Here is a 19796-nt window from a genome sequence, read left to right as displayed (position 1 = left end):
GGGCGGGGTTACTCCACGTTCCGTCCGGTGAAGGGATTCCAGCCCACGGCCGCGAGGACGCCCCAGGCGGTGGCGCCGAGATGCGGCCGGCGGAAGTAGAAGAAATCGGGCTCGGCACTGGCCGGACCGATGGCGATGCCGGTGGTGAGGCGGGCGATATCGGTGGCGAACAGGAAGCCGGATGGCGAGAGCTGCCCAGCGATGGTGGCGAGGAGGCGGTCGGCCTCGGCGCTTCGGCCGAGAAAACGGACGGTCAACGCGGCCTGGGCCGTGCCCTCGACCCAGAGGCCATCGAGGTCCTCGTCAAAATCGAAACCGCCCCGGATTGCGAGATGGCGTTCGGCGAAGTCGAACGCCCTGCGCCAGATGTCGGGTGCATCGATCACCCCGATCAGGGGCCAGAGCTGCGTATCCAGGGCGATCTTGGCGATGGGCTGGAGCTTGCCGTCTGGCGTCGTGCCGAGACGAAACACCCCCGGATCGCGCGCGTAGACGGCGTCGAGGAAGCCCCGCGCCGTCGCCGCGATCCGAGCTTCCTCCGCTCCGCCGTCTAGACGATGAAGCCAGGCCGCGACCGCGTGGATGTCGAGGTTGTGCTCAGTGGATTTCCACATCAGGCGTGTCTGATGCGGATCGAAACCATCGACGCCGCCGGTATACCCTTCGGGAGACCGCGGATCGCCGGTCTGTCCGGCGATCCACCCCAGCATCCGTCGAGCGCCGGCGCGGTAACCGCCGCCGGGTGCCACTGCGTCTAGGTTGAGAAGGGCGAGGGCGGCCCAGGCGACGTTCCCGGTAGCAGTGCCATCCTGATAGGCGTCCTCGGCCCATAGATTCTGTCTCGCGTCCCACCACCCGGGCAGAGCCAACGAGCCGTCACCTACTGGACCGGCACGATAAGCATTGCGAATGCGGCCATCGGAGAAGCTGCGGTCCCGTGCCAGCGCGGCGAGGAGTGCGTCGCCGATCCTGCGGGCCCGCCCGACCTCGCCGCAGGCAATCAAAGCGATCGCCGCAACGGCATTGTCGTAGGTGAAGGCCGAACTCTTCAGGGGAGCGGGCAGCTCAATCTCATGCGGGCCCGGACGATAGCTCGACACAAAAATCGGTCCGGTTCCCGTCGTGTCGACGGCCTTAGATAGAGAGTGACACAGCGTTCCCGCCAACGACAAAGAGGCACGTTCGACTCTGCTCGGCGAGGACTCCGCCTCCATGGCCCGAAGCGAGACCAGGAGCAGCGCTGCCACGGTCAGAGCCAGCACAGATCCGCCGCGCGGATGCGGCCGGGTCAATGGGTGTTCTCGGCGCTGTGCTGGCGCGGCGCGGATTGTGCCGTCTTACCGTTCGCGGGGGCGGTCGAACCTTTCGAGAACAGGTCTTTGACCCCATTCGCCACTGCATCTGCCGCCTGCGTGACGCCGTTCGCCACTGAGGCCCATGCCTGCTTCGCCGCCGGCGAGTTCACACCACGGCTCACGAGATCGGAGGCTTGCACCGCCGTCCCGTTGACGGTCGTGGCCAGAGAAGCCCAGGCCGCCTTGATCTCCGGCCCCGTGACCCCAGACGCAACCGCCTTCCAGGCCACAGAAGCCGATGGAACCCAACCGTTCTCCCGGGTAATCGTGACCCACTGGCCCACCGAACACGGCGTGGTGCGGCGCGCGGCCTCGGTGGGGGAAGCGGTCTTGTCCGAGTTAGGCAGCGTGTCGCGGTCCAGGCTTACGAGCACATACATCTCGCGCCGCTCGGTTTGAGGGAACGGCACCGCGTATTGCTGATCGGTCTTGTCGCTAGTCTTCGGCAGAATCTCACTGACCCACCCGCGCTCGGGAATGCTGCTGCCCGCCGCCGAAATTCGCACCGGCGTTCCAACTGCCAGTTCTTGTGCTTGGCGATAGGAGAAGATCCCGACAGCGAAGGATTGCTCGCAATCGACCAAAGTCGCCACCGAGTCGCCTGGGTTGACGTGACGCCCTTCCGCAACACCGAGTCCGAGGACGACACCACCGTTCATGGCCCGCATCTCCGCATCGGCAAGGCTGTCGAGGCGCTTGCGTTCCGCGACGAGCAACGCCTCTTGCGCCTTCAGACTTGTGGAGAGTTGCGCCTCCTCGATAGCAAGCCGCTGGGCATCAAATGCAAGATCCCGCCGCTTCTGAGTCAGCACCGCCAGGCTATTGGACTGGTTGCCCACGAAGACGCTCTTCTTGACCGCACTGAGCTCCGCCAACTTCTGGTTCAGCTTGGCCGTTTCTGCTTCCTTGTCGAAGCGAGCGGCTTCGAGCTTGTGCTGGGTCGGACGCAGGAGATCGAGGCTGGCGGTGTTGCGATCAACCATGGCCTGCTGGCGGTCGACCACCGCCTTGGTGGATTGACCCTCGGCATCTGCTGACCCCACGCGGGCGCGAGCTTCAGCCACTTCTCCGTCGAGCTTAGCGACAGTTTGTTCCACCTGACGCCTAATCTCGGCATCAAGGGCCGCTACGTAGGTCTGGTCGGACTCCCTCTTTTGCCGCGCCGCCAGGAGAGAGCCGCGCAACTCGTCAACTTTGCCATCAAGAGTAATCAGCGTCGTGCGGTCGATGCGAACGTTCTGAATGCGCGCCACCGGTGCTCCGGGGCCGAGGTGCTGCCCGATGGTGGCAGAGACCTTAGTCATCTCCCCGGCAATGGGCGCCGTCAGTAAGCTAATTGGCGCGTTGATGACGGCACGATCCGACTGATCAGCGAGGAGGGGCGGTAGGGTCGCCGTAGTCATCAGTAGGGCGAGGACGGTTGCGACCGAATATGCTGAGGCTCGCACCATCCGTGTATGACTTGGTTTCTGGCCAACGAGGGACGCGGAGGCCGGCACGGGTCGCTGCATAGGACTCTCCTTAAGTAGAAAGCATGAGTGACAGGCACGCCAAGTATCCAAGCAAATCTATACTTGGCTCCAAGCGACTAATGGCACAGCGATCCAGGCGTCCAACATGGGCGCAGACGCAATCGCGGAGTATTAGATGTGGTTTAGGCCCGAATGCTGCCTGGCGTTGGCTCATTCGATGAATTTAAGATGGCTAATAGTAAATTAACCAAATGGCAACCTGCGGCTAACTGGCATGCTCAACAGAAGTTTAGCCGTTTTATTTAGAGGGCTATCACGCACGACTGTACGGCTGGATCAACGCCTCTGATAAGGCGGATGATCGCTAGTTCTACTGACTAATCTCGTTAACCCAAGGCAAGGGCGCACTTTGTTGCAAATACGCCCAATTGGTTGCATTATAAATCTATGAGGCGACCTGTCTCCGCGCCGCCTTTGTGCGCTGCGCCAGGATTTCGGCATCAGCGAATTATTTAACGGCATCGCAACAAAAACCGTTCCTTAACTAATTCGTTCACTTTTCTGAAAATTTATGGCGCGAATTGCCTACGTAGTCCGACTTGCCGGTGGTGGCGCAATATGTGCTACGTGTACACTCTATAGGCTGAAGATATGCTCTGAGCGCCCCGGCCTTTCCAGTTAACGTGCTGAGAACAAGGGCAATCCAACTCGGCAGTCAATTTTGCGGTCGCTGGTAGGGGCGGCATTTCGCCTATGCATCCGATCAATACGCGATGCGGCCAGAATGCGGGGTGGCAAGCTGTGCCTCACAGTGACACTAGGTTGCGGAGTGAACTTCACTAGACGACGCTAGGACGCCCAACGCTCCAGGATCGAGAGCGCGTCGCCGGTCGCGGCGAAGGTAGCAGTGTTATCGAAGATGCACCAGCTTTCGCATCCCCGCGTCGCGTCTGCGGCGAGGCGGTCAGCCATCGCGTCGAGGGCGTGCTGCTCGTAAGCGGAGTAGTAGATTTTCGGCGAGCCGTGAAGTCGATAGTAGCGTAGGCCTTGCCAGCCACCGGGCTCGTCTGCGCCCGGCATCGGTGCCGGATCTGCTGCCACACGGGCAATACGAAGTTTCGTCAACAGCGCATCAACACTTGGCGCCAGCCAGCTGGCATGCCGAGGCTCGCAAACGATGCTGCCGCTATGGGCGTGCCGAAATGCTCGCAGGAACGGGTCGCTCGTCCGATCGTCGAAGCGAAGGCTCGGCGGTAGCTGAAGCAGGAGCGGGCCGAGCTTCGGGCCGAGTCCAGCGATCTCATCCAGAAATCGCTGTAGCGGGGCGTCGGCATTCCCAAGCCGCAGCTCGTGCGTGATCATGCGCGGGACTTTCACGGCGAAGCGAAAATGCTCAGGCGTGGCCTCGGCCCATCGCTTGTAGGTGGCGAGACGATGAGGGCGATAGAACGACGTATTGATCTCCACGGCGGTGAGGCGCTGGGCATAGCGCTGTAGGTGGCTTCCAACGGCCGGAAACGCACCAGCGTAGGCTTTCGGCACATTCCACCCAGCAGTTCCAATGAAGGCCACGCTTTCGGGCTCACAATGCGTTCGAACAGCTTCATTAACACGGTCGGCGTGCCGAGGTTTCTCTGCCGTCATGGTAGGGCGTGCGGTTCCTGGGTCAGTTCGAGTGCGCCGGCGACAGCACCGAGCCAACTCCCGATCGAGAAGGCACCCAACGCTCTGCGATCGTCTTCGAGTTCGTCCTAGCCAGTGTCGGTGACAAGCCGCTCGAGGTCGGAGAGGAGCAGACCGAGGAGGTCGACGTCGATCTAGCTGTCGTCCGCTCGCGCGCTCTGGATGCAGCTCGATTGACGCCCCAGGTCGCTGGCACTGAATCTCGCCGAAGCCTTTACCGACGCTCGGCAGCTGTCCGTCGCTACGCCCTCGCTCAAGCGGCCGGGATCTGTGAGAGCTGCAATCAGCCTGCACCCTTCGTCACTCTGCGGGGAGAGCCCTACCTTGAGCCCCATCATACTCGGCGGTTCAGCGACTGCGGTCCAGACGATCGACGGTTCGTAGGAGTTGTCTGTCCAGGCTGCCACCGCGAGATCCACCACGGCCTGCACGGGCCCGTAAAGAACGAGCGCTTGGTGGAAGCGATCCGGCAGAAGGAGAGGGACTCTGACACGTAAGGTCTGCAACGAACTCTTCTCTTAGTGAGGTGTCCCCCGAAGCTTAACAATCGTCTCGAGGTCGTCCTGGCTAATGCTGCGCAAGGCGTGGAGGAACCTGGCAAGTGCCTCCTCTAGAGTGTGCCCCTGGGTTTGTGCCGCTTCTTCCATCTTGGCGAGCTCGGTCTCGGAGAACCGCCGCCCGGTGAGATGCTCGAGCTCCTGAAAGGCAATAAGGTGACCGACTTGGTCCCGGATAAAGTTGTCGCTCGTCATAGGTTTCCTCGTCGTCATCGATCGGTCCTACACCTCTGCCACTGTAGACGTCGTGTTGATTTGATCGACGTTCTTACAATGGTTTCTGTGTGTTAGCGGGCCCAAAAATGCGCCATCCCTTCGGCTCGCAGGGCTCCAGCTCATATTGACTATCGATTGCGAGCTATTTTTACGGCCGGTTGCCACATCGAGAAACGTGGCTCGCACGGGGCCAGCGAGCGATCCTATGGAACTCAGCCCTGTACCTTGGCTGCCGAGGAGAAAAGCACGATGGATTGGCGCGCGATGATCGTACCGGAGCACTCGCTTCTTGAAATACCTCTGCGTGGCTCTGTGATGTACCTGATGCTATTTATCATCATGCGCTTCGTTATGAAAAGGCAAGCTGGCGCTGTAGGTCTTGCCGACCTCCTTGTGATCGTATTGATTGCAGATGTGTCGCAGAATGCATTTTCTAATGAATACAAGTCTCTGACAGAAGGCATCCTGCTGGTTCTGACAATCGTGTTTTGGAACTATGCTATCGATTGGTTGAGCTTTCGATTGCCAATTTTCGAAAATTTCATCGTACCCAAGCGCCTGCGACTGGTGGCAGATGGCGAAATCTGTTGGAAGAACATGCGCCAAGCCATGATCACTCATGCGGAACTGATGAGCCAGCTCAGACATCAGGGGATTGATGACCCAGCATGCATCAAGGAAGCCTCGATCGAAGCCGATGGCCGTATCAGCATCATCCCGGCGGATGAAACCAAGGCCAAGCCACCGGACGATAAAGCCAGAGGCGCGATCTAGACCGAGCGCCACAAGCCAGGGTTGGCGGCAGACCAGTAGCCACCGAGCATATCCGCTCTCCACGTTCCTGCACGAATTATTGCAGCGGAGTTTAGGTTCGCTGCATTCAGGCGGAGTTGGATGGCTGCCCCGTCGCCCCAGCGGGCCAGGGAAGGCACTCGGTCCGAAACCGCTACTGACACAGGCCGAGTTGACGACGGCCCTAGACGGTCAATTTTGGCGGCCTTTCGAGCATCGCATCACACCACGTATCGGCGTGCGACGCACGAGCGAATTGCAGAACCGCCAGCCCATCCGCATACTGAGGCTGTCTCCTAAGGACGATCGCGTTGTGCAACTCGATCGGACGGGCCCTTTCGGTAATTGGCGGGGCCTTTCCATGTCAGCAACGCCGGTGGGGCACGGCATGTGACAGGATGGGGCATGCTTGAGATCCAGAGCGGGTTGGCGTGTGAGCAAGTGCCGAACCGCACGGCGTGCCGGGCAAGGCGGGCCTAGATCAAGGTCACTGAACAAGTCACGGCCAACCGCCATTCGACGGAGACCGCGCAAACCCAAGTGGATTGTGCCATGAACACTCGTATTGCTTCTGCTGTTGCTGCTGTCGTCCTGAGCGTCAGCGCCGTTGCTTCGCCCGCCCTTGCCAAGACCTATCTCGCACGTGGCGAAGTTCCGGCCTATGAGGTGACCTCTTCCGCCCCGAGCCGTGTCACAGCCGATGACGATCTGACTACCGGATCGATCGGGTACAGCCGCGGCCGCACTTCCGCTCAGGAAGGCAATGCGGAGCAGAACAGCTTCCCGGTCTGGCAGTATGGCCGCACCTCGGGTGGTAACCGCTAAGCTTGCTGAGAACGGTTGTCGTTGGCGGCGGGGCGAGAGCCTCGCCGTTTTTGTGTGTGAGATCCGACGGGCCCGCTGGGTATCAACCTGTGTGAATGAAGGTGGCGACCCTAAGGTGGACACACTTTCTTCTGACCTGACGGGAGAAGTCGCCATGCTCGAACGATCCGGGGAATTCTGGGAAGCGATCCCCGGCCTCGTAGAGGCGAGAGTGACATCCGTGTTTGGTCGGGCACCCAAAGCGCGAGAGCCTGTGATCGAATATCTGCGAGACCTTGAAGTCGTTGCCCGCCAGGAATGTTCTCGCCGCCAAGCCGTGCAGGTGATCGCATCCGGTCGTCGCCTGCTTGGCGATGAGACCGATATCGGTAACGGCTTGGGCCACTCGTTCGAGAAGGCGTTGATGGGGTAGGCGTAGCCGTCAATCGCTCTGTCGGTGGGACGCTCATGACAACCACCCCGCGAGGCCGGTCCATGCCTCGGTGATGTTGGCCTCGCGAGGGTCGGCCTTGTTGGGGCCAGTTCGCGGATAAATGCGATTTCGTGCGTTAGGGCCTCGGGGCCGCCGGCCTGGATTAATTCGTTACCCTTCCTGCGGATCGCGCGACAGAACGCCGTGGCGGTTAGCCTGCCTGGGACACGCCCCCGAGATCGTGCGCCGAAGCGCTTTGGGCCGCATCTTGGCCTTCGGGCGACAGGCCGAAATCAACGGCGCCAACTCCATCGCCTGTCCGTCCGACAGCACCACGTCTCCTCACCTGAAACGGGAAAACGTCAGACTTTGCAATACGTTCGGGCGAGGCCAGGTCCGAGGACGGACCATGTTTCAGGGGGGCAAGCCATGGCAGAGCGCCAGCCCGGACGTTTTGCGGAACGTTCCTTCAGACACATGTGTAAGTGGAACGGGACGACGAAGGCTGGGGCGGGTAGAAACCTTTATGGAAGCGATCAAGCATCGTCTTAGAGACCTGTACGAGGGCGATAGCGACAGGGCACACCGATTTCGCTACGGCCTGCTTGTCTTCGATATCGCGACGATCCTTTTCATTGTGGTGTCGTCGTTCATGCCAAGGGCGCCGGTTGTGGAGGGACTCGATGTCCTCGTCGGCCTTGCAGTGCTCACGGACTTCGTCGCCCGATTCTCCATCGAACGGCACCGCTGGCGGGAATTGCTGCGTCCGACCACCTGGGCCGACATCGCCGCACTGGTCTCCTTCCTCGCCCCCATTGTCGGCGAAGGGGCCGGGTTTCTGCGTATCCTGCGAACCTTACGGCTGCTGAGGACCTATCAACTCCTCGACCGCTTGCGCTCCGATAGCGGGTTTTTCCGCCGCAACGAGGAGGTGATCCTCGCCGCCGCCAACCTTTCGGTGTTCGTCTTCGTGATGACGGGGCTGGTATACGCCACTCAGCACCGCACCAATCCGGCTATCGCCAACTACGTCGATGCCTTGTACTTCACCGTCACCTCACTCACCACCACCGGCTATGGCGACGTGACCTTGCCTGGCACGTCTGGTCGCTTACTGTCCGTCGTGGTGATGATATGCGGAGTGACGCTGTTTCTGCGCCTCGCTCAAGTTCTGTTTCGTCCCAACAAGGTAAGGCATCCTTGTCCGGCCTGCGCTTTACAAAGGCACGAGCCGGATGCGGTTCACTGCAAGGCCTGCGGGACCGTGCTCAGCATTCCCGATGAGGGAGAGTACTGACCGGAAGGCGGCATCGTCGCGTAGATGCGGCACCGGTCCACCGGGCTCACATGTCAGACAAGCGCCCTGGACGCGAGGTGGAGCCCGAGCCCCAACAGCCCGAAATAAAAGCAGCGTCGGAAGACGGGCTCACTCACACGGCCGCGCACCCAACCACCCAGCTTCATGCCGAGGAGGGCAGGGACCAGGGCGAGCGCCGAGACACTGGCGATGCCGAGGTTCAGGATCCCGCTACCCGCCAGGGCGACGGCAAGCGCCACGGTGGACACCGTGAAGGATAGCCCAAGGGCCTGGATGAGATCCTCCCGATTGAAGCCCAGTGCGGCGAGAAACGGTGCGGCGGGTATCGAGGAGACACCCGTGGCGGCCGTCACCAATCCCGTCGTCGCCCCAGCCAGAGGTGCCAGCCAGCGCTCGGTCCTTGGTGGGACTCTCAGGCGGGGGGCCGCGAGCCCGAGGATCGCAGAAGCGATCAGGGCGAGGCCCAAAGCAACGATGGCCCCGCCTCCGAAATTTCCATGTAGGAGCGCAGCTGCCGCCAGGGTCCCAACGACACTCGCCGTGAGCATCGGCCAGAGACGCCGCGCCAGCGTCCCGAAGCGCGGACCGGCCGCAAGCTGCCAGATGTTCGTCACGAAGGCCGGCACGACCAGGAGTGCGGCGGCCTGAGCCGGTGCCATGACCAAGCTGAGCAACCCCATGGCCACAGGCGGTAGGCCAAGCCCGACGACACCTTTGACGAACCCGGCAAGGAAGAAAGCGAAGGCTGCGACAGCGAGAGGGAACGGTTCGAGGGCGAGGGGCATGATGACCGGGAGATTCAAAGGCATGAGGCCCAGCCTGCCTCGCCCCTGACCCTGGCGCCGTCACGGCACAATATGGAAAACAGGAGCGTTGTGCACGCGACTTCACGCAGGGCGATGGGCTAGGGCAAGATGACGGAAGACACCCTTACGGAAGCGAGCTTGCACGCGTTCCTTGGTGCCTTTTACGCCAGAGTTCAACGCGATCCCCTCATTGGGCCGGTTTTTGCCCGTGTCATCGCCAATGACGATTGGCCCCGCCACTTGGCTGTCATTCAGGATTTCTGGTCCTCGGTGCTTCTGAAATCCGGCCGTTACAAGGGTAATCCCTTCGGCAAGCATCAGGGGCTCGGTGATCTGACGCCAGCCCATTTCGCCCGCTGGCTCGCGCTGTTCGAACAAGCGGCGAACGAGGAGTTCCCACCTGACATCGCGACGATCCTCATCGAGCGTGCTCACCGCATCGGCGACAGCTTGCAGGCGGGCCTTTTTTTCCGGCCGGGGATCCCGCGTGCCGAGACCTGAATTCGCGGACCGCTGCAAAAGCGAGAGCTACCCTCAGCGTATTGCAACGAAGTGGTCGCTGACTGCGTAAAGGCCCGACTGGCTCTCCGACCGAAGGAATGAGAATGCGCGGCTCAGCACGGATGCATCATACAGGACCGCGTCGCGCCGCCGCCGCTGTGTCGGCCATTCTGCTTGGGATTTTGACGACGCCTGCTTTCGCCATCACGCCGGTGACGCCGGTGGGAGTGGAGAGCTGCGACGCGTTCCTCGATGCATATGCCCGGTGTGCTGCCAGCCCTGGAGTTCCGGAGGCGGCCCGCCCAGGCATTCGACAGGGCATCAACACGATGCGGGAGAGCTTCCGCGACACGGTCATGCGTAACGAGACGGCTCGGCCGACCGTGGCCTATCAATGTGCCCAGGCTCACGAGGCCGTACGCAAAAGCCTGATCGATGCCTTCAAATGCGATTTTCCGGCAGCGCCCTCAGCTTCGCAGGCTCTGTTGCAAACCCCACCGTCACCACCGAGAAGCACCGGTGCGCCCACCCGCACTGCGCCGCCGCCGACCCCCGAGGCTCAGGCGCTCGCCAAGGCTAATGCCTATACGGAGGCTCAGAACCATCTCGTCCGGTCCCACCCTCTCGAGCAGCAACTCGCCGATTATCGCCGCGACAATGAGCGGGTGCTCAAGCTCGGCACGAAGCTCGGAGCCAATGCGTGGTACCATTTCGGCATCGTGGATTTCGATGGAGTCATCGGTGAGTTGGAGAAGGCCATCGCCTTGCCTGGAGCGGTGCCCGAGATCGATGCCGAGGCCGCCCGATTGCTCGCGGCGCTGCGCGAGCTCAACCCCACGCTGAAGGCACTCACCCGCTATCAGACCACACGAGAATTCAAGGAGGACGGCTACAAATTCGCACGGGAGCAGCACGCGATCCTCGTCCCCCGTGTCGAGGCCGCTGCCAAAGCGATGGAAACTTACGGCTCCGCGCTGTTCGAGCGTGAGATTGCCCGGGATGAGCGGCGCCTGACGACGCTTCCGGAAGACGCGCCGGCGCGCCGTCTTCTCTCGACGAGCCTTACCTTGCGACGCGCCGTGCGGCGCTTCGAGTCACTGGGACCGAAGGCAGATGTCGCCCCCTTTCTGGCGGCACTGGCCGAGGTATCGAACGCCAACCGGCAGCTTGGCACGACCTTCGACGGCATGAGTCCGAAAGCCGACTCATCCTGCACGGGCTACACGGATACGGTCGCGAGCCTGATCGGGCATGGCCGGGATGTGGCGCGTGACATTCGCGCGAAAGGCGACCCGAGCCAGCCGGCGCAACGCTTCAACGAGACCTACAATCGGTCGGTGCGGGATTTCGAATCGTGCCAGAAGAACGACGATCGCGTCCGTCCGGGCTGATGCAGCGCGGACAAGAATGACTGTAACGCCCGGACGTCTCACGTCTCGACCGTCACGTCAGAAAGCTTCTTCCGCGACTTCAAGGTCGGGCCTCGTCTACCCGCGACGATGGCCGGCCCGGGACGAGGCCTGACGCAACGTGTTCGCCTACATGGAGGGCTACGCTCGACCAGCCTCATCACCTCCAATCGGTGATGCGTGATGTCGGTGAACAGGTGAAAGCAACGCCGCGTGAGATCGTTGACAATCTTTCGTGTTCTTGATCATAAAACGGCATCACAACATAAATAAAATTCAACTTTCATCAGAATCCATCGTAGTAATCGAAGAAGACGCGATCTGGATCGTGCTTATCTCTCAGGGCACAAAGCCGCTCCCATTTTTCAGGGGTGAAGGCTTGGGGGATATTGCTTGGCTGTTCGACCGTGTTCGTCTCGCCGATGTAATAGCCGGTATTGAAAGGGCGCAAGGTCGTCGTGATACGGCGATGCCATTCGGTGTTGGCGTCATCGTCTTCGGCCTTCCACCACATGGTCCACGGGCCACCGTAAACCTTGGAGGACACGGAATAGGCCATGTCCTTCTGCGCGGCCGGGACATTGGGGCCGCAGAAGATGGTCAACAAGAAGACGGATGTCGCGGAAGGCGCGCTCGGCAGCAGGTGCAGGATGGCCTGCACCAACTCTCCCGGGGAGTGATCGGAATAGGTCGCCTCGACGCGAGAGCGGGCACCTTCTGGCCAGAAGGATCCTGACGCATCGAACAGCTGCTCGAAGGTAACGGGCGTCGCGAACGACGACGAAAGCGGAGGGATCGGAGCGTGTTCCAGCGCCTGCAGCGCGGCCTCCGCGGCGTGCGGCGTCTGCTCGAACGCCGTCGCCGTGACCATGCAAAGCCAGCCGTTCCGAGCGGCGGCCTGTCCTCTCAACTCCGGTGGCGCCTGTACGACGAACAGGCTCAGTTCGACCGCGGGAGACAGGCTCGGGGCTGTCGTGCCGAGCCAAGTTCCGATCGCCGGTGCGTCCTCGAGCCGATAGTAATAGGTGCTGCCATGCATGGCTTCGGGCAGCCGATGAAGCTTGAGAAAGTATTTCGTGACGATCCCGAAGAATCCAGAGCCTGCACCTCGGGCAGCCCAGAAGAAATCCGTGTTCTCGGTGGCGCTCGCCTTGATCAAGTCGCCCTGTGCCGTGACGAGTTCGATCGCCTCGACGCTCTCGGCTCCGCTCCCCCAGACGGTGGGGTTCCAGGCCATGCCACCACCGAGCAGATAGCCGCTCGCTTTCACCTGAGGACAATGGCCGGTGGGGAAGGCCAGCCCAAGGGGATTGAGTGCTTTCTGAATGTCGCGATTGCTGATGATCGGCTGGATGACCGCCTTCAGATTATCGGCATCGATGGAGATGATCTTCGTGAAATTCGAGAGATCGATCAGGATGCCGCCGTGACGCAACGAGGGCTGGCACCAGTTATGGCCGCCGCCGCGGACGACGACCTTCAGGCCGCTCACGCGGGCGAACCGCACGGCCGCGACGACATCGTCCTCGTCCACGGCTCTCACGACGGCCTGGGGGGCACGGTCCGGGATCAACCTGTTCCAGAGATTCCCATGGATCGCCTCGAGGAACTGCGCATCGCCCGCAGCGAAGACCTCACCTTTGCAGGCGTCCCTCAGACCAACGATATTCATGGCGTCACGCAGTATGAAGGAGGAGCCCGCCCGGATGGGAGCGATCCGGGCGGAGGATCTTGCTTTGATCGGCGTTCGAGAGTCGGATTCAGTAGGGGACTCTGTCCGCCTTCTGGGCATACTTCTTCCAGACTTCGACGGCTTCCGTGCGCATGATCTGCGTTGTCGGAATGGAGCGCTCGGAGACATCCTTCTTGAGCTCGGCATAGATCATGCTGTCGTCGAAGCCGCCGTATTCCAGTGCGTCTTCCACCTGGGCGGCGTAGTAAACCCGCTTGATGCCGGCCCAGTACGCGGCCGCCATACACATCGGGCAGGGCTCGGCGCTGGTATAGAGCGTCGCATCGCGAAGCTTGAACGTCCCTTGCGACTTGCAGGCCTTGCGAATGGCCTCGATCTCTCCGTGCCATGTCGGATCGTTTTCCGCGACGACGCGATTGGCGCCCTCGGCGATGATCTCGCCATCCTGAACGATGACGCAGCCGAAGACGCCACCGGCACTCTCGACCAGGGAGGTCTTCTCGGACAACGCGATCGCCCGAGCCATGAAATCAGTGTGGTCGTGAGCCATTTCCAGTCTTCCTCGGTTGAGTGGTCAGCTTATGCTGTGACGAACAATGACGAATGATTAAAACAGGTGGGAGAAGAAGAACATTTCGAGCCCGTAGAGTGCGGCCAGAATCGTCACGCCCAGCAACTCCTTGCGCCAGCGCTTGTGCGCATCCGGTTTCAGCCACCAGCCCAGGCCGAAAATCGCCACCGCCATCAGCGGCCATGACACGAGCGAGACGCTGATGGCATTGCCGATGAAGGTGGAAACGGTCAGCGGCAATCCGTTCAGCAAGGGGCTGAGAAAGCGGATTTCCAGCATGACGACGGGAAACAGAACGAGCAGGACGAGGCAGGTCTGCTTCCAGGCGGGCGGCGGCGCGAGACGCTGCTCATTGGCGAACCACCCGGCGAACGGGTTGCTCATCCTGTGGCTCCGCCAGGTCGATACCTGGGGCGTCGCTTCGGCCAGGATCGCCTGTCTTTCCGGCGATTGCAGCCAGGCATCGAGGAAGGCCGGGCTTTCGAAGCGAACCAGCGTGGTCCAGTACGGGACTTCCGGCGACAGGGGCGCCTGGACGAGGGTACCCATATATCCTGGAAAGCGGGCCTGTCCCTGCTGAATACGTTCGGCCCAACGCCGAAACGCCTCTTCCTGCCCCGGCTTCACAACCGTCGTGATGACCTCCGTGACGGTCGTCGTGGAGTGATAATCCGGCGCCGCCTCATCGGCGTGTGGTCCCTTGCCGTCGCTTTCCAAGGCCGTGAGGTTTGCCAGGAGCGTAGCGCGCGCCTCGTCCTCGACCCATCGGGTCAGCGCTTCGGGCGAGCGGAACCGTTGGATGATCTGCCATTCGACCGAACCGGCGAAAGCCGGGATGATCTCGAGGCTGACGAAGTCATGGGATGCCGAGACGGCCCGGGTAAACTCGGCCTGCCACGTTGCGAAGCGAGCCTCCATGCCGGGCCGCACAGTGAGTTTCGTCGCGACGGCCTTCGTCGTCCCGGTTTTGATTGCGCGCGACGCATTCTGCCGTAAGTCTAGACCGTCACTTGCATTTGGTTTTTCGATAACATCTTGGTTGTACGCCACCGAACTCATCCTGCGAATCCCATATCGCCCAAATACATGACTGGTTCGGTAGCCATGTAGGTCATTGACCTACAGAAATTCACTTCCATGCTCAATTCTTGAGCAGCGAATGGAATTTAAATACAGAGATGAACGAAAATCATGAGCTTATTGTAAACATTTTAATGTGTGGGGAAAGTTCAAGTCAAACGAAGCTGATTGCTTCGATTGAAGGTTACTGAATTGTTTTTGCGGCGTGGGGCGGCATGGGGAGGGTACCTGAACGAGGGTGGTGCGGCGTGAAGTTGTGAAGCGTCGGCGCTGGTGCGCCTTCGTCCAAATGCTCCAGGTCGCTCACGCCGGGGGGCGACACAGTCTCCGATGGCAGACTCGGGGCGTCGAGCGTCGGGCGGACCAAGGCTGTCCGGTTGCCCGGGCCGGCGGGCCAGGGCTCTATCCGGCGGCGTGTACGGGCCTGTGAGACCGTATGGCTTATGGCTCACGGGCCTTGGCCGCGCGCGCGAAGCGGATTCGCCTGAGGGTCATTCAGAAGCGTACGTGGCGTCTTGGACGGATCATGGTCGCATGACGTTGATCTCGTGTAGGTCGGTGACCTACAGGGGGGCGCAACAATGAGGAATCATACCCTGGTTGGCCGCTTCGCTCGGGGTAGACATGTCCTTGTTTCGGTTGCTGATCGTCGATGACCACCCGATCGTGCTGGCCGGTCTGAAGCTGTTGCTCCAGGGCAATGACCGCTTTGACGTGAGCGGAGAGGCCAGCTCGGCCCGGACGGCCCGTATCGAGGCCGAACGAGTGCAGCCCGACATCATCGTTACCGATCTCATCATGGGGGACGGTGACGGCATCGCCTTGATCGAGGATCTGCGCGCCATCCTGCCGGCGGCCAGGATCATCGTCTATTCCAGCCGCGACGAAACGGTCTGGGGGCCTCTTGTGATCTATGCCGGCGCGCACGGCTACGTGGCGAAATCCGAACCGCTCGAAACCGTCGCCGTGGCCCTCGACCGCGTGGTGGCGGGTGCGATCCATCTGAGCGAGCCGGTGCAACAGCTGCTGATCGGTGATTTCGCGCGTCGATGCGACCGTCGGACGGATATCGGTGCCCTATCCGGCCGCGAACTTCAGGTTCTCCGGCTGATCGGCAGCGGTGCGACGCTGCAATCTCTGGCGAAGGAACTCGGGTTGAGCGTGAAGACCGTCGGTACCTATCGGGAGCGCCTGAAGGTCAAGCTCGGGCTGGACAGCGTGAGAATGCTCGAACGCTATGCGGCGGATCACCTCGCGGGGCGTCTCGATCCGTCATGAAAGGCAGGCCATCATGAAGAGCTGGCTGGCACGCTGGGACGTGTCCCCCGCCGAGCAGGCCGGCATGAGCTTCGGAGACATGCTGACCCTCGTCAATATTCGACGGGTCGAGATCGCCTGCATGCTGGGGCTGTTCACCAAGTCGATCGAGTTCGCCACCGGACTTAGGACCGTTCAGATCGCCGTTGAGATCGTGCTGGCGCTCAGCTTCCTGCTCGCCTCGCTGACGCTGCGGCGCGGCGGTGGAACGTGGCTCCCGCGCGTCTTCGTCGTGATCTTCCTGGTTCTGACATTGCTCGATACTCAATGGGCGATCGCCGCGATGGGCGCCAAGGGGCGGCTGACGAGCGGATACCCCATGATGCTTCTGTCGCTGACCTTGCTGTTCGTGCTGCCGCCCCTCACCTTCGGGCTGACCTTGATCCCGCTGCTGCTCACCTATTGTTGGATCGTGCTCGGCACGGCGACGTTTCCCGCCGAGCAGGTCATCGCCATCGTCAATGCCGCGATCGTCTCGGTCATCGCCGTCGTCGCCGCAGCGCTGATCCATGCCGGACGTCGCAGCGATTACGAGCAGAAGCGCACCATCCGCCTGCAGAATGACCGGCTGACGGAGAGGAACGGCGAACTCGACACCCTGATGGCGATCACCGCCCATGACCTGCGCAGTCCCCTCTACGGGCTGCGCAACCTGTTCGATCTCGCTGTCCGGCGCGCAACGCGGGAGCCGGAATTGCCGCTCGTCGTCTTGCAGCAGGCGAGAGCGAGCATCGACGCGATGCTCGCTCTCGCGACCCGGCTGCTCGATGCGCACGCCGCCGAGCACCGGCCGCTCACGCGCCTCACCGACGAGGATGTGCGAGGGCATGTGCTGGCCGCCGCAGGCCGGACCAAGCCGCTCGCCCAATCCGCCGACGTCCGGATCGACGTGGATCTGCCGGATCGCCCGTTGGTCGCCACGCTCGACGCAGGAGCCCTGGCACAGATTCTCGACAATCTTCTCGGCAACGGCGTCCGCTACAGTCCGACGGGGGGCATCCTGACAATCAGCGCCGCACAGGATGGCGGCGACGTGTCGATCCGGGTTCAGGATCGTGGACCGGGTATCGATCCTGCCCGACACGATCTCCTGTTCAAGAAGTTCCATCAGTCTGTTGGGACGCGATCCGATGGACCGCCGAGCACGGGCATGGGGTTGTTCATCGTCGCGACGCTGTCCGAGCGCATGGGCGCGACGGTGCGTTGTGAACCCGGGACGAATGAAGGCGCGGTCTTCGTGGTGACGCTGTCCGCTGGCAAAGAATGAGCATCGGCGTTCCCACAGCGCCTGTCTCCGACTCCTGCGCCAAGTGGCTGTCGCGCATAGCCGGAAACGACCGACTTACGGGGAGATCCGGAAGGCGGGCTCCAGCAGGCCGCGTATTCCGGCGGCCACCAAGAGGGTGCGCCCGTGCTCGGGATCGGCGTCGCGTTCCTCCGGGCTCATGCCCTCATAGGCGCTGGTGATCAGCAGGCGATCGAGATCGGGCCCGGCGAATGTGGGGCATGAGGGGCGGGTCACCGGCAGGGGAACCGTCCGCACGCGCTCGCCCTCCGGGCTGTAGGCATCGATGCAGGATGCCCCCCAGCGGGCGCACCAGATGCGGCCCTCGGCATCGACCGCAGCGCCATCGAGGCCGCCATCCCCGCCGCGATGATCGTAGAGCGTCGAGGGCTCGCCCGTCGGCAGGCCGGTGTTGGGGTCGAGGCTGACGCGCTTCAGCAGACCCGCATCGGTGTCGGCGAAGTAGCCGGTCGCGCCATCGGGCGAGAAGCAGATGGCGTTCGGGATGGTGAGCGACCCGTAGAGGCGCGTCACCCGGGTACCGGCGACATGGTAGATCGCGCCACGCCCCGTCTCGGCATCGCGGCCCATGGTGCTGATCCACAGTGCGCCGCAGGGATGCACCCGGCCGTCGTTGGAACGGGTCCCTGCATCCTCCGCCTCCAGCGGACAGAGCAGCATGAGCTTTCCGTCACTCAGCCCGCGCAGGTAAAGCCCGTCCTCGGCGGCGAGGAGATGACGGGTCTCGTCCACCGCGGCGACGCCGCTCGCCATGAAAGGCAGGTCGTGCAGGCGCGGGGTGCCGTCCGCGAGCGGCCTCTCGAACAGCTGCCGCTCCAGAATGTCGACCCACCATGCCGTGCCGGTTCGCGGATCGTAGCAGGGGCCCTCGCCGAGATGGCAGCGGTGCGCGTCGAGGATCGTCATCGTGTCCATGCTCGTCCTTCATCGGGGCAGCGGCTCGCGGCGGCCGGCATGCCTGTCATGCCGAAATATCCCCCGAGAGTATCCCCCGGGTCGAAGCATCCCCAAGTCGGGGCTTTCCGAAGTCGGGGCTTTCCGAAGTCGGAGCCTCCAATGTGGAATCTTCGGGTTTCGTGTGGGAACGATGAGTCCCCTCGGCATCCAGGATCGGGGCCACGAAAGATGCAGCGGGGCACAGCTCGATCTGCGCATACGCCTGCGAGACCGGCATCGATTGTTCAACAGGTCTTCGCAGGCTATTCTGATGATCGTCGATATCCGATGCGATCACTGTACAAGATGCGTGGTGCAACACTCGGGTCGATACAAACGAAAGTACTTCGAGGATACGCAAGCGGCCTGCATGCCGAGAGCCAGGAGGCGCGCGGAAGCGATGCCCGCGCGACGGAAACCGAGGCCTCCCGTCGCGTTAGATCGGCAGGCGCATCACATACCGCGCGATGGGTTGCTGAGAGGATTCGATGGAATACAGGCAGCTTGGCCGCTCCGGCCTTACCGTACCGGTGCTCAGCTTCGGCACGGGCACGTTCGGCGGGACAAACGAATTCTTTCAGCGCTGGGGCCAGACCGATGTCGCTGAGGCGACCCGCATGGTGGACCTTTGCCTGGATTCCGGTGTCAATTTCTTCGACACGGCCGACATCTACTCGGGAGGTGCCTCGGAGGAGATCCTGGGCCAGGCTCTGAAGGGCAAGCGCGAACGCGCGTTGATCTCCACCAAGGCGACTTTCCGCTTCAATGACGACCTGAACCAAGTCGGCTCCTCGCGCCATCATCTGGTTCGTGCCTGCGAGGCCAGCCTGAAGCGGCTCGGTACCGAGCATATCGACGTCTACTTCATGCACGGATTCGACGCACTCACCCCCGTGGAGGAGACGCTTCGGGCGCTCGACGATCTCACCCGCTCGGGCAAGATCGGCTATATCGGCGCCTCGAACTTTTCCGGCTGGCATCTGATGAAGGCGCTCGCCACATCCGAGCGCTATGGGCTCGCTCGCTACGTGGCCTATCAGGGCTACTATTCCCTGATCGGGCGTCATTACGAGTGGGAGCTGATGCCGCTCGGCATCGACCAGGGCGTGGGCCTGATGGTTTGGAGTCCGCTCGGCTGGGGCCGTCTGACCGGCAAAATTCGCCGTGGGCAGCCGAACCAGAGCGGCCGCATCGCCGCGGGCGGCGCCGAGGGCGGGCCGCCGGTGTCGGACGAGTACCTCTTTGGCGTGGTCGATGCGCTGGATGATGTGGCGGCGGAGACCGGCAGGACGGTGGCGCAGGTCGCCCTGAATTGGCTGCTGACCCGGCCCACCGTGTGCAACATCGTCGTTGGCGCCCGCACCGAGGAGCAGCTCAAGCAGAACCTTGCCGTTCTCGACTGGACGCTGACGCCCGAGCAGGTGGCCCGCCTCGATGCGGCGAGCCAAGAGACGCCGATCTATCCCTATTGGCACCAGAAGGGGTTCGACGAGCGCAACCCCAAGCCGACGACTTGGTAAAACGGCTCTTCGTCTATCGTCTTGAGC

The 19796-nt window shown here is 62.2% G+C and carries 18 protein-coding genes; 9 read left to right on the top strand and 9 right to left on the bottom strand.

Annotated elements, in window-relative coordinates; translation table 11 throughout:
• Positions 1–8: 8 nt before the first annotated feature.
• The 4 genes from ACYQOP_RS04885 to ACYQOP_RS04870 all read right to left on the bottom strand — a co-directional run bounded on the left by ACYQOP_RS04885 (position 9) and on the right by ACYQOP_RS04870 (position 5262).
• Positions 9–1214: a hypothetical protein gene (locus ACYQOP_RS04885; RefSeq protein WP_461225194.1), complete on the bottom strand. Its 1206-nt coding sequence runs from the start codon at positions 1212–1214 to the stop codon at positions 9–11.
• A gap of 74 nt (positions 1215–1288) precedes the next feature.
• Positions 1289–2608, bottom strand: coding sequence for an HlyD family efflux transporter periplasmic adaptor subunit (locus tag ACYQOP_RS04880; protein WP_461221445.1), 1320 nt, complete (start codon positions 2606–2608; stop codon positions 1289–1291).
• Between the two features lie 1068 nt (positions 2609–3676).
• Positions 3677–4471, bottom strand: a complete 795-nt coding sequence (locus ACYQOP_RS04875) for a DUF72 domain-containing protein (protein WP_461221443.1) — start codon at positions 4469–4471, stop codon at positions 3677–3679.
• Positions 4472–5028: 557 nt separating this feature from the next.
• Entirely contained in the window at positions 5029–5262 is a 234-nt protein-coding gene (locus tag ACYQOP_RS04870) for a hypothetical protein (RefSeq protein WP_461221441.1), read from the bottom strand.
• Between the two features lie 270 nt (positions 5263–5532).
• Here ACYQOP_RS04870 and ACYQOP_RS04865 point away from each other — a divergent pair, with 270 nt between their 5' ends.
• From ACYQOP_RS04865 to ACYQOP_RS04850, 4 genes are all read left to right on the top strand, one after another.
• Positions 5533–6057 (top strand): DUF421 domain-containing protein, encoded by a 525-nt coding sequence (locus ACYQOP_RS04865; RefSeq protein WP_461221439.1) that lies wholly within the window; start codon positions 5533–5535, stop codon positions 6055–6057.
• 570 nt (positions 6058–6627) lie between these two features.
• Positions 6628–6900 (top strand): hypothetical protein, encoded by a 273-nt coding sequence (locus ACYQOP_RS04860; RefSeq protein ID WP_461221437.1) that lies wholly within the window; start codon positions 6628–6630, stop codon positions 6898–6900.
• A 154-nt stretch (positions 6901–7054) separates the two neighbouring features.
• Positions 7055–7312 carry a hypothetical protein gene (locus tag ACYQOP_RS04855; RefSeq protein WP_461221435.1) on the top strand — a complete coding sequence of 86 codons (258 nt, stop codon included), beginning with the start codon at positions 7055–7057 and terminating at the stop codon, positions 7310–7312.
• 526 nt (positions 7313–7838) lie between these two features.
• Positions 7839–8609 (top strand): potassium channel family protein, encoded by a 771-nt coding sequence (locus ACYQOP_RS04850; protein ID WP_056428304.1) that lies wholly within the window; start codon positions 7839–7841, stop codon positions 8607–8609.
• A 53-nt stretch (positions 8610–8662) separates the two neighbouring features.
• Here ACYQOP_RS04850 and ACYQOP_RS04845 read toward each other — a convergent pair whose 3' ends face one another.
• Entirely contained in the window at positions 8663–9439 is a 777-nt protein-coding gene (locus tag ACYQOP_RS04845) for a sulfite exporter TauE/SafE family protein (protein ID WP_461221433.1), read from the bottom strand.
• A gap of 105 nt (positions 9440–9544) precedes the next feature.
• Between ACYQOP_RS04845 and ACYQOP_RS04840 the strand changes: the two genes are divergently transcribed.
• Together ACYQOP_RS04840 and ACYQOP_RS04835 are read left to right on the top strand one after the other, a co-directional pair.
• Complete coding sequence (locus ACYQOP_RS04840) at positions 9545–9937, top strand: group III truncated hemoglobin (RefSeq protein ID WP_461221431.1); 393 nt, start codon at positions 9545–9547, stop codon at positions 9935–9937.
• Positions 9938–10266: 329 nt separating this feature from the next.
• Positions 10267–11328 (top strand): DUF3829 domain-containing protein, encoded by a 1062-nt coding sequence (locus ACYQOP_RS04835; RefSeq protein ID WP_461221429.1) that lies wholly within the window; start codon positions 10267–10269, stop codon positions 11326–11328.
• Between the two features lie 304 nt (positions 11329–11632).
• On the opposite strand, the gene ACYQOP_RS04830 is transcribed toward ACYQOP_RS04835, so the two are convergent.
• From ACYQOP_RS04830 to ACYQOP_RS04820, 3 genes are all read right to left on the bottom strand, one after another.
• On the bottom strand, positions 11633–13018 hold the full coding sequence (locus ACYQOP_RS04830; RefSeq protein WP_461225192.1) for an FAD-binding oxidoreductase: 1386 nt from the start codon (positions 13016–13018) through the stop codon (positions 11633–11635).
• 88 nt (positions 13019–13106) lie between these two features.
• Positions 13107–13589 (bottom strand): nucleoside deaminase, encoded by a 483-nt coding sequence (locus tag ACYQOP_RS04825; RefSeq protein WP_018043743.1) that lies wholly within the window; start codon positions 13587–13589, stop codon positions 13107–13109.
• Positions 13590–13646: 57 nt separating this feature from the next.
• Positions 13647–14669, bottom strand: coding sequence for an antibiotic biosynthesis monooxygenase (locus ACYQOP_RS04820; RefSeq protein ID WP_461221427.1), 1023 nt, complete (start codon positions 14667–14669; stop codon positions 13647–13649).
• A 645-nt stretch (positions 14670–15314) separates the two neighbouring features.
• Here ACYQOP_RS04820 and ACYQOP_RS04815 point away from each other — a divergent pair.
• Together ACYQOP_RS04815 and ACYQOP_RS04810 are read left to right on the top strand one after the other, a co-directional pair.
• Positions 15315–15968 (top strand): response regulator, encoded by a 654-nt coding sequence (locus ACYQOP_RS04815; protein ID WP_461221425.1) that lies wholly within the window; start codon positions 15315–15317, stop codon positions 15966–15968.
• A 13-nt stretch (positions 15969–15981) separates the two neighbouring features.
• Positions 15982–17274 carry a sensor histidine kinase gene (locus ACYQOP_RS04810; protein ID WP_461221423.1) on the top strand — a complete coding sequence of 431 codons (1293 nt, stop codon included), beginning with the start codon at positions 15982–15984 and terminating at the stop codon, positions 17272–17274.
• 75 nt (positions 17275–17349) lie between these two features.
• On the opposite strand, the gene ACYQOP_RS04805 is transcribed toward ACYQOP_RS04810, so the two are convergent.
• On the bottom strand, positions 17350–18219 hold the full coding sequence (locus ACYQOP_RS04805; protein ID WP_461221421.1) for an SMP-30/gluconolactonase/LRE family protein: 870 nt from the start codon (positions 18217–18219) through the stop codon (positions 17350–17352).
• A 518-nt stretch (positions 18220–18737) separates the two neighbouring features.
• On the opposite strand from ACYQOP_RS04805, the gene ACYQOP_RS04800 reads away from it, so the two are divergent.
• A complete protein-coding gene (locus ACYQOP_RS04800; RefSeq protein WP_461221419.1) occupies positions 18738–19769 on the top strand; it encodes an aldo/keto reductase in 1032 nt (343 codons plus the stop codon).
• Positions 19770–19796 lie beyond the last annotated feature (27 nt).

The organism is Methylobacterium sp. CM6247, assembly GCF_054817925.1.
Note: the sequence above shows the minus strand (reverse complement) of the source record. Positions and strands in the feature narration are given on the sequence as shown.

Bases quoted from the DNA above. Each gene is read 5' to 3' on its own strand.
- ACYQOP_RS04870 (WP_461221441.1), bottom strand. From the start codon at position 5,262: ATGACGAGCGACAACTTTATCCGGGACCAAGTCGGTCACCTTATTGCC.
- ACYQOP_RS04875 (WP_461221443.1), bottom strand. From the start codon at position 4,471: ATGACGGCAGAGAAACCTCGGCACGCCGACCGTGTTAATGAAGCTGTT.
- ACYQOP_RS04865 (WP_461221439.1), top strand. From the start codon at position 5,533: ATGGATTGGCGCGCGATGATCGTACCGGAGCACTCGCTTCTTGAAATA.
- ACYQOP_RS04830 (WP_461225192.1), bottom strand. From the start codon at position 13,018: ATGAATATCGTTGGTCTGAGGGACGCCTGCAAAGGTGAGGTCTTCGCT.
- ACYQOP_RS04850 (WP_056428304.1), top strand. From the start codon at position 7,839: ATGGAAGCGATCAAGCATCGTCTTAGAGACCTGTACGAGGGCGATAGC.
- ACYQOP_RS04800 (WP_461221419.1), top strand. From the start codon at position 18,738: ATGGAATACAGGCAGCTTGGCCGCTCCGGCCTTACCGTACCGGTGCTC.
- ACYQOP_RS04860 (WP_461221437.1), top strand. From the start codon at position 6,628: ATGAACACTCGTATTGCTTCTGCTGTTGCTGCTGTCGTCCTGAGCGTC.
- ACYQOP_RS04845 (WP_461221433.1), bottom strand. From the start codon at position 9,439: ATGCCTTTGAATCTCCCGGTCATCATGCCCCTCGCCCTCGAACCGTTC.
- ACYQOP_RS04815 (WP_461221425.1), top strand. From the start codon at position 15,315: ATGTCCTTGTTTCGGTTGCTGATCGTCGATGACCACCCGATCGTGCTG.
- ACYQOP_RS04855 (WP_461221435.1), top strand. From the start codon at position 7,055: ATGCTCGAACGATCCGGGGAATTCTGGGAAGCGATCCCCGGCCTCGTA.
- ACYQOP_RS04825 (WP_018043743.1), bottom strand. From the start codon at position 13,589: ATGGCTCACGACCACACTGATTTCATGGCTCGGGCGATCGCGTTGTCC.
- ACYQOP_RS04835 (WP_461221429.1), top strand. From the start codon at position 10,267: ATGCGGGAGAGCTTCCGCGACACGGTCATGCGTAACGAGACGGCTCGG.
- ACYQOP_RS04810 (WP_461221423.1), top strand. From the start codon at position 15,982: ATGAAGAGCTGGCTGGCACGCTGGGACGTGTCCCCCGCCGAGCAGGCC.
- ACYQOP_RS04805 (WP_461221421.1), bottom strand. From the start codon at position 18,219: ATGACGATCCTCGACGCGCACCGCTGCCATCTCGGCGAGGGCCCCTGC.
- ACYQOP_RS04840 (WP_461221431.1), top strand. From the start codon at position 9,545: ATGACGGAAGACACCCTTACGGAAGCGAGCTTGCACGCGTTCCTTGGT.
- ACYQOP_RS04820 (WP_461221427.1), bottom strand. From the start codon at position 14,669: ATGAGTTCGGTGGCGTACAACCAAGATGTTATCGAAAAACCAAATGCA.
- ACYQOP_RS04885 (WP_461225194.1), bottom strand. From the start codon at position 1,214: ATGGAGGCGGAGTCCTCGCCGAGCAGAGTCGAACGTGCCTCTTTGTCG.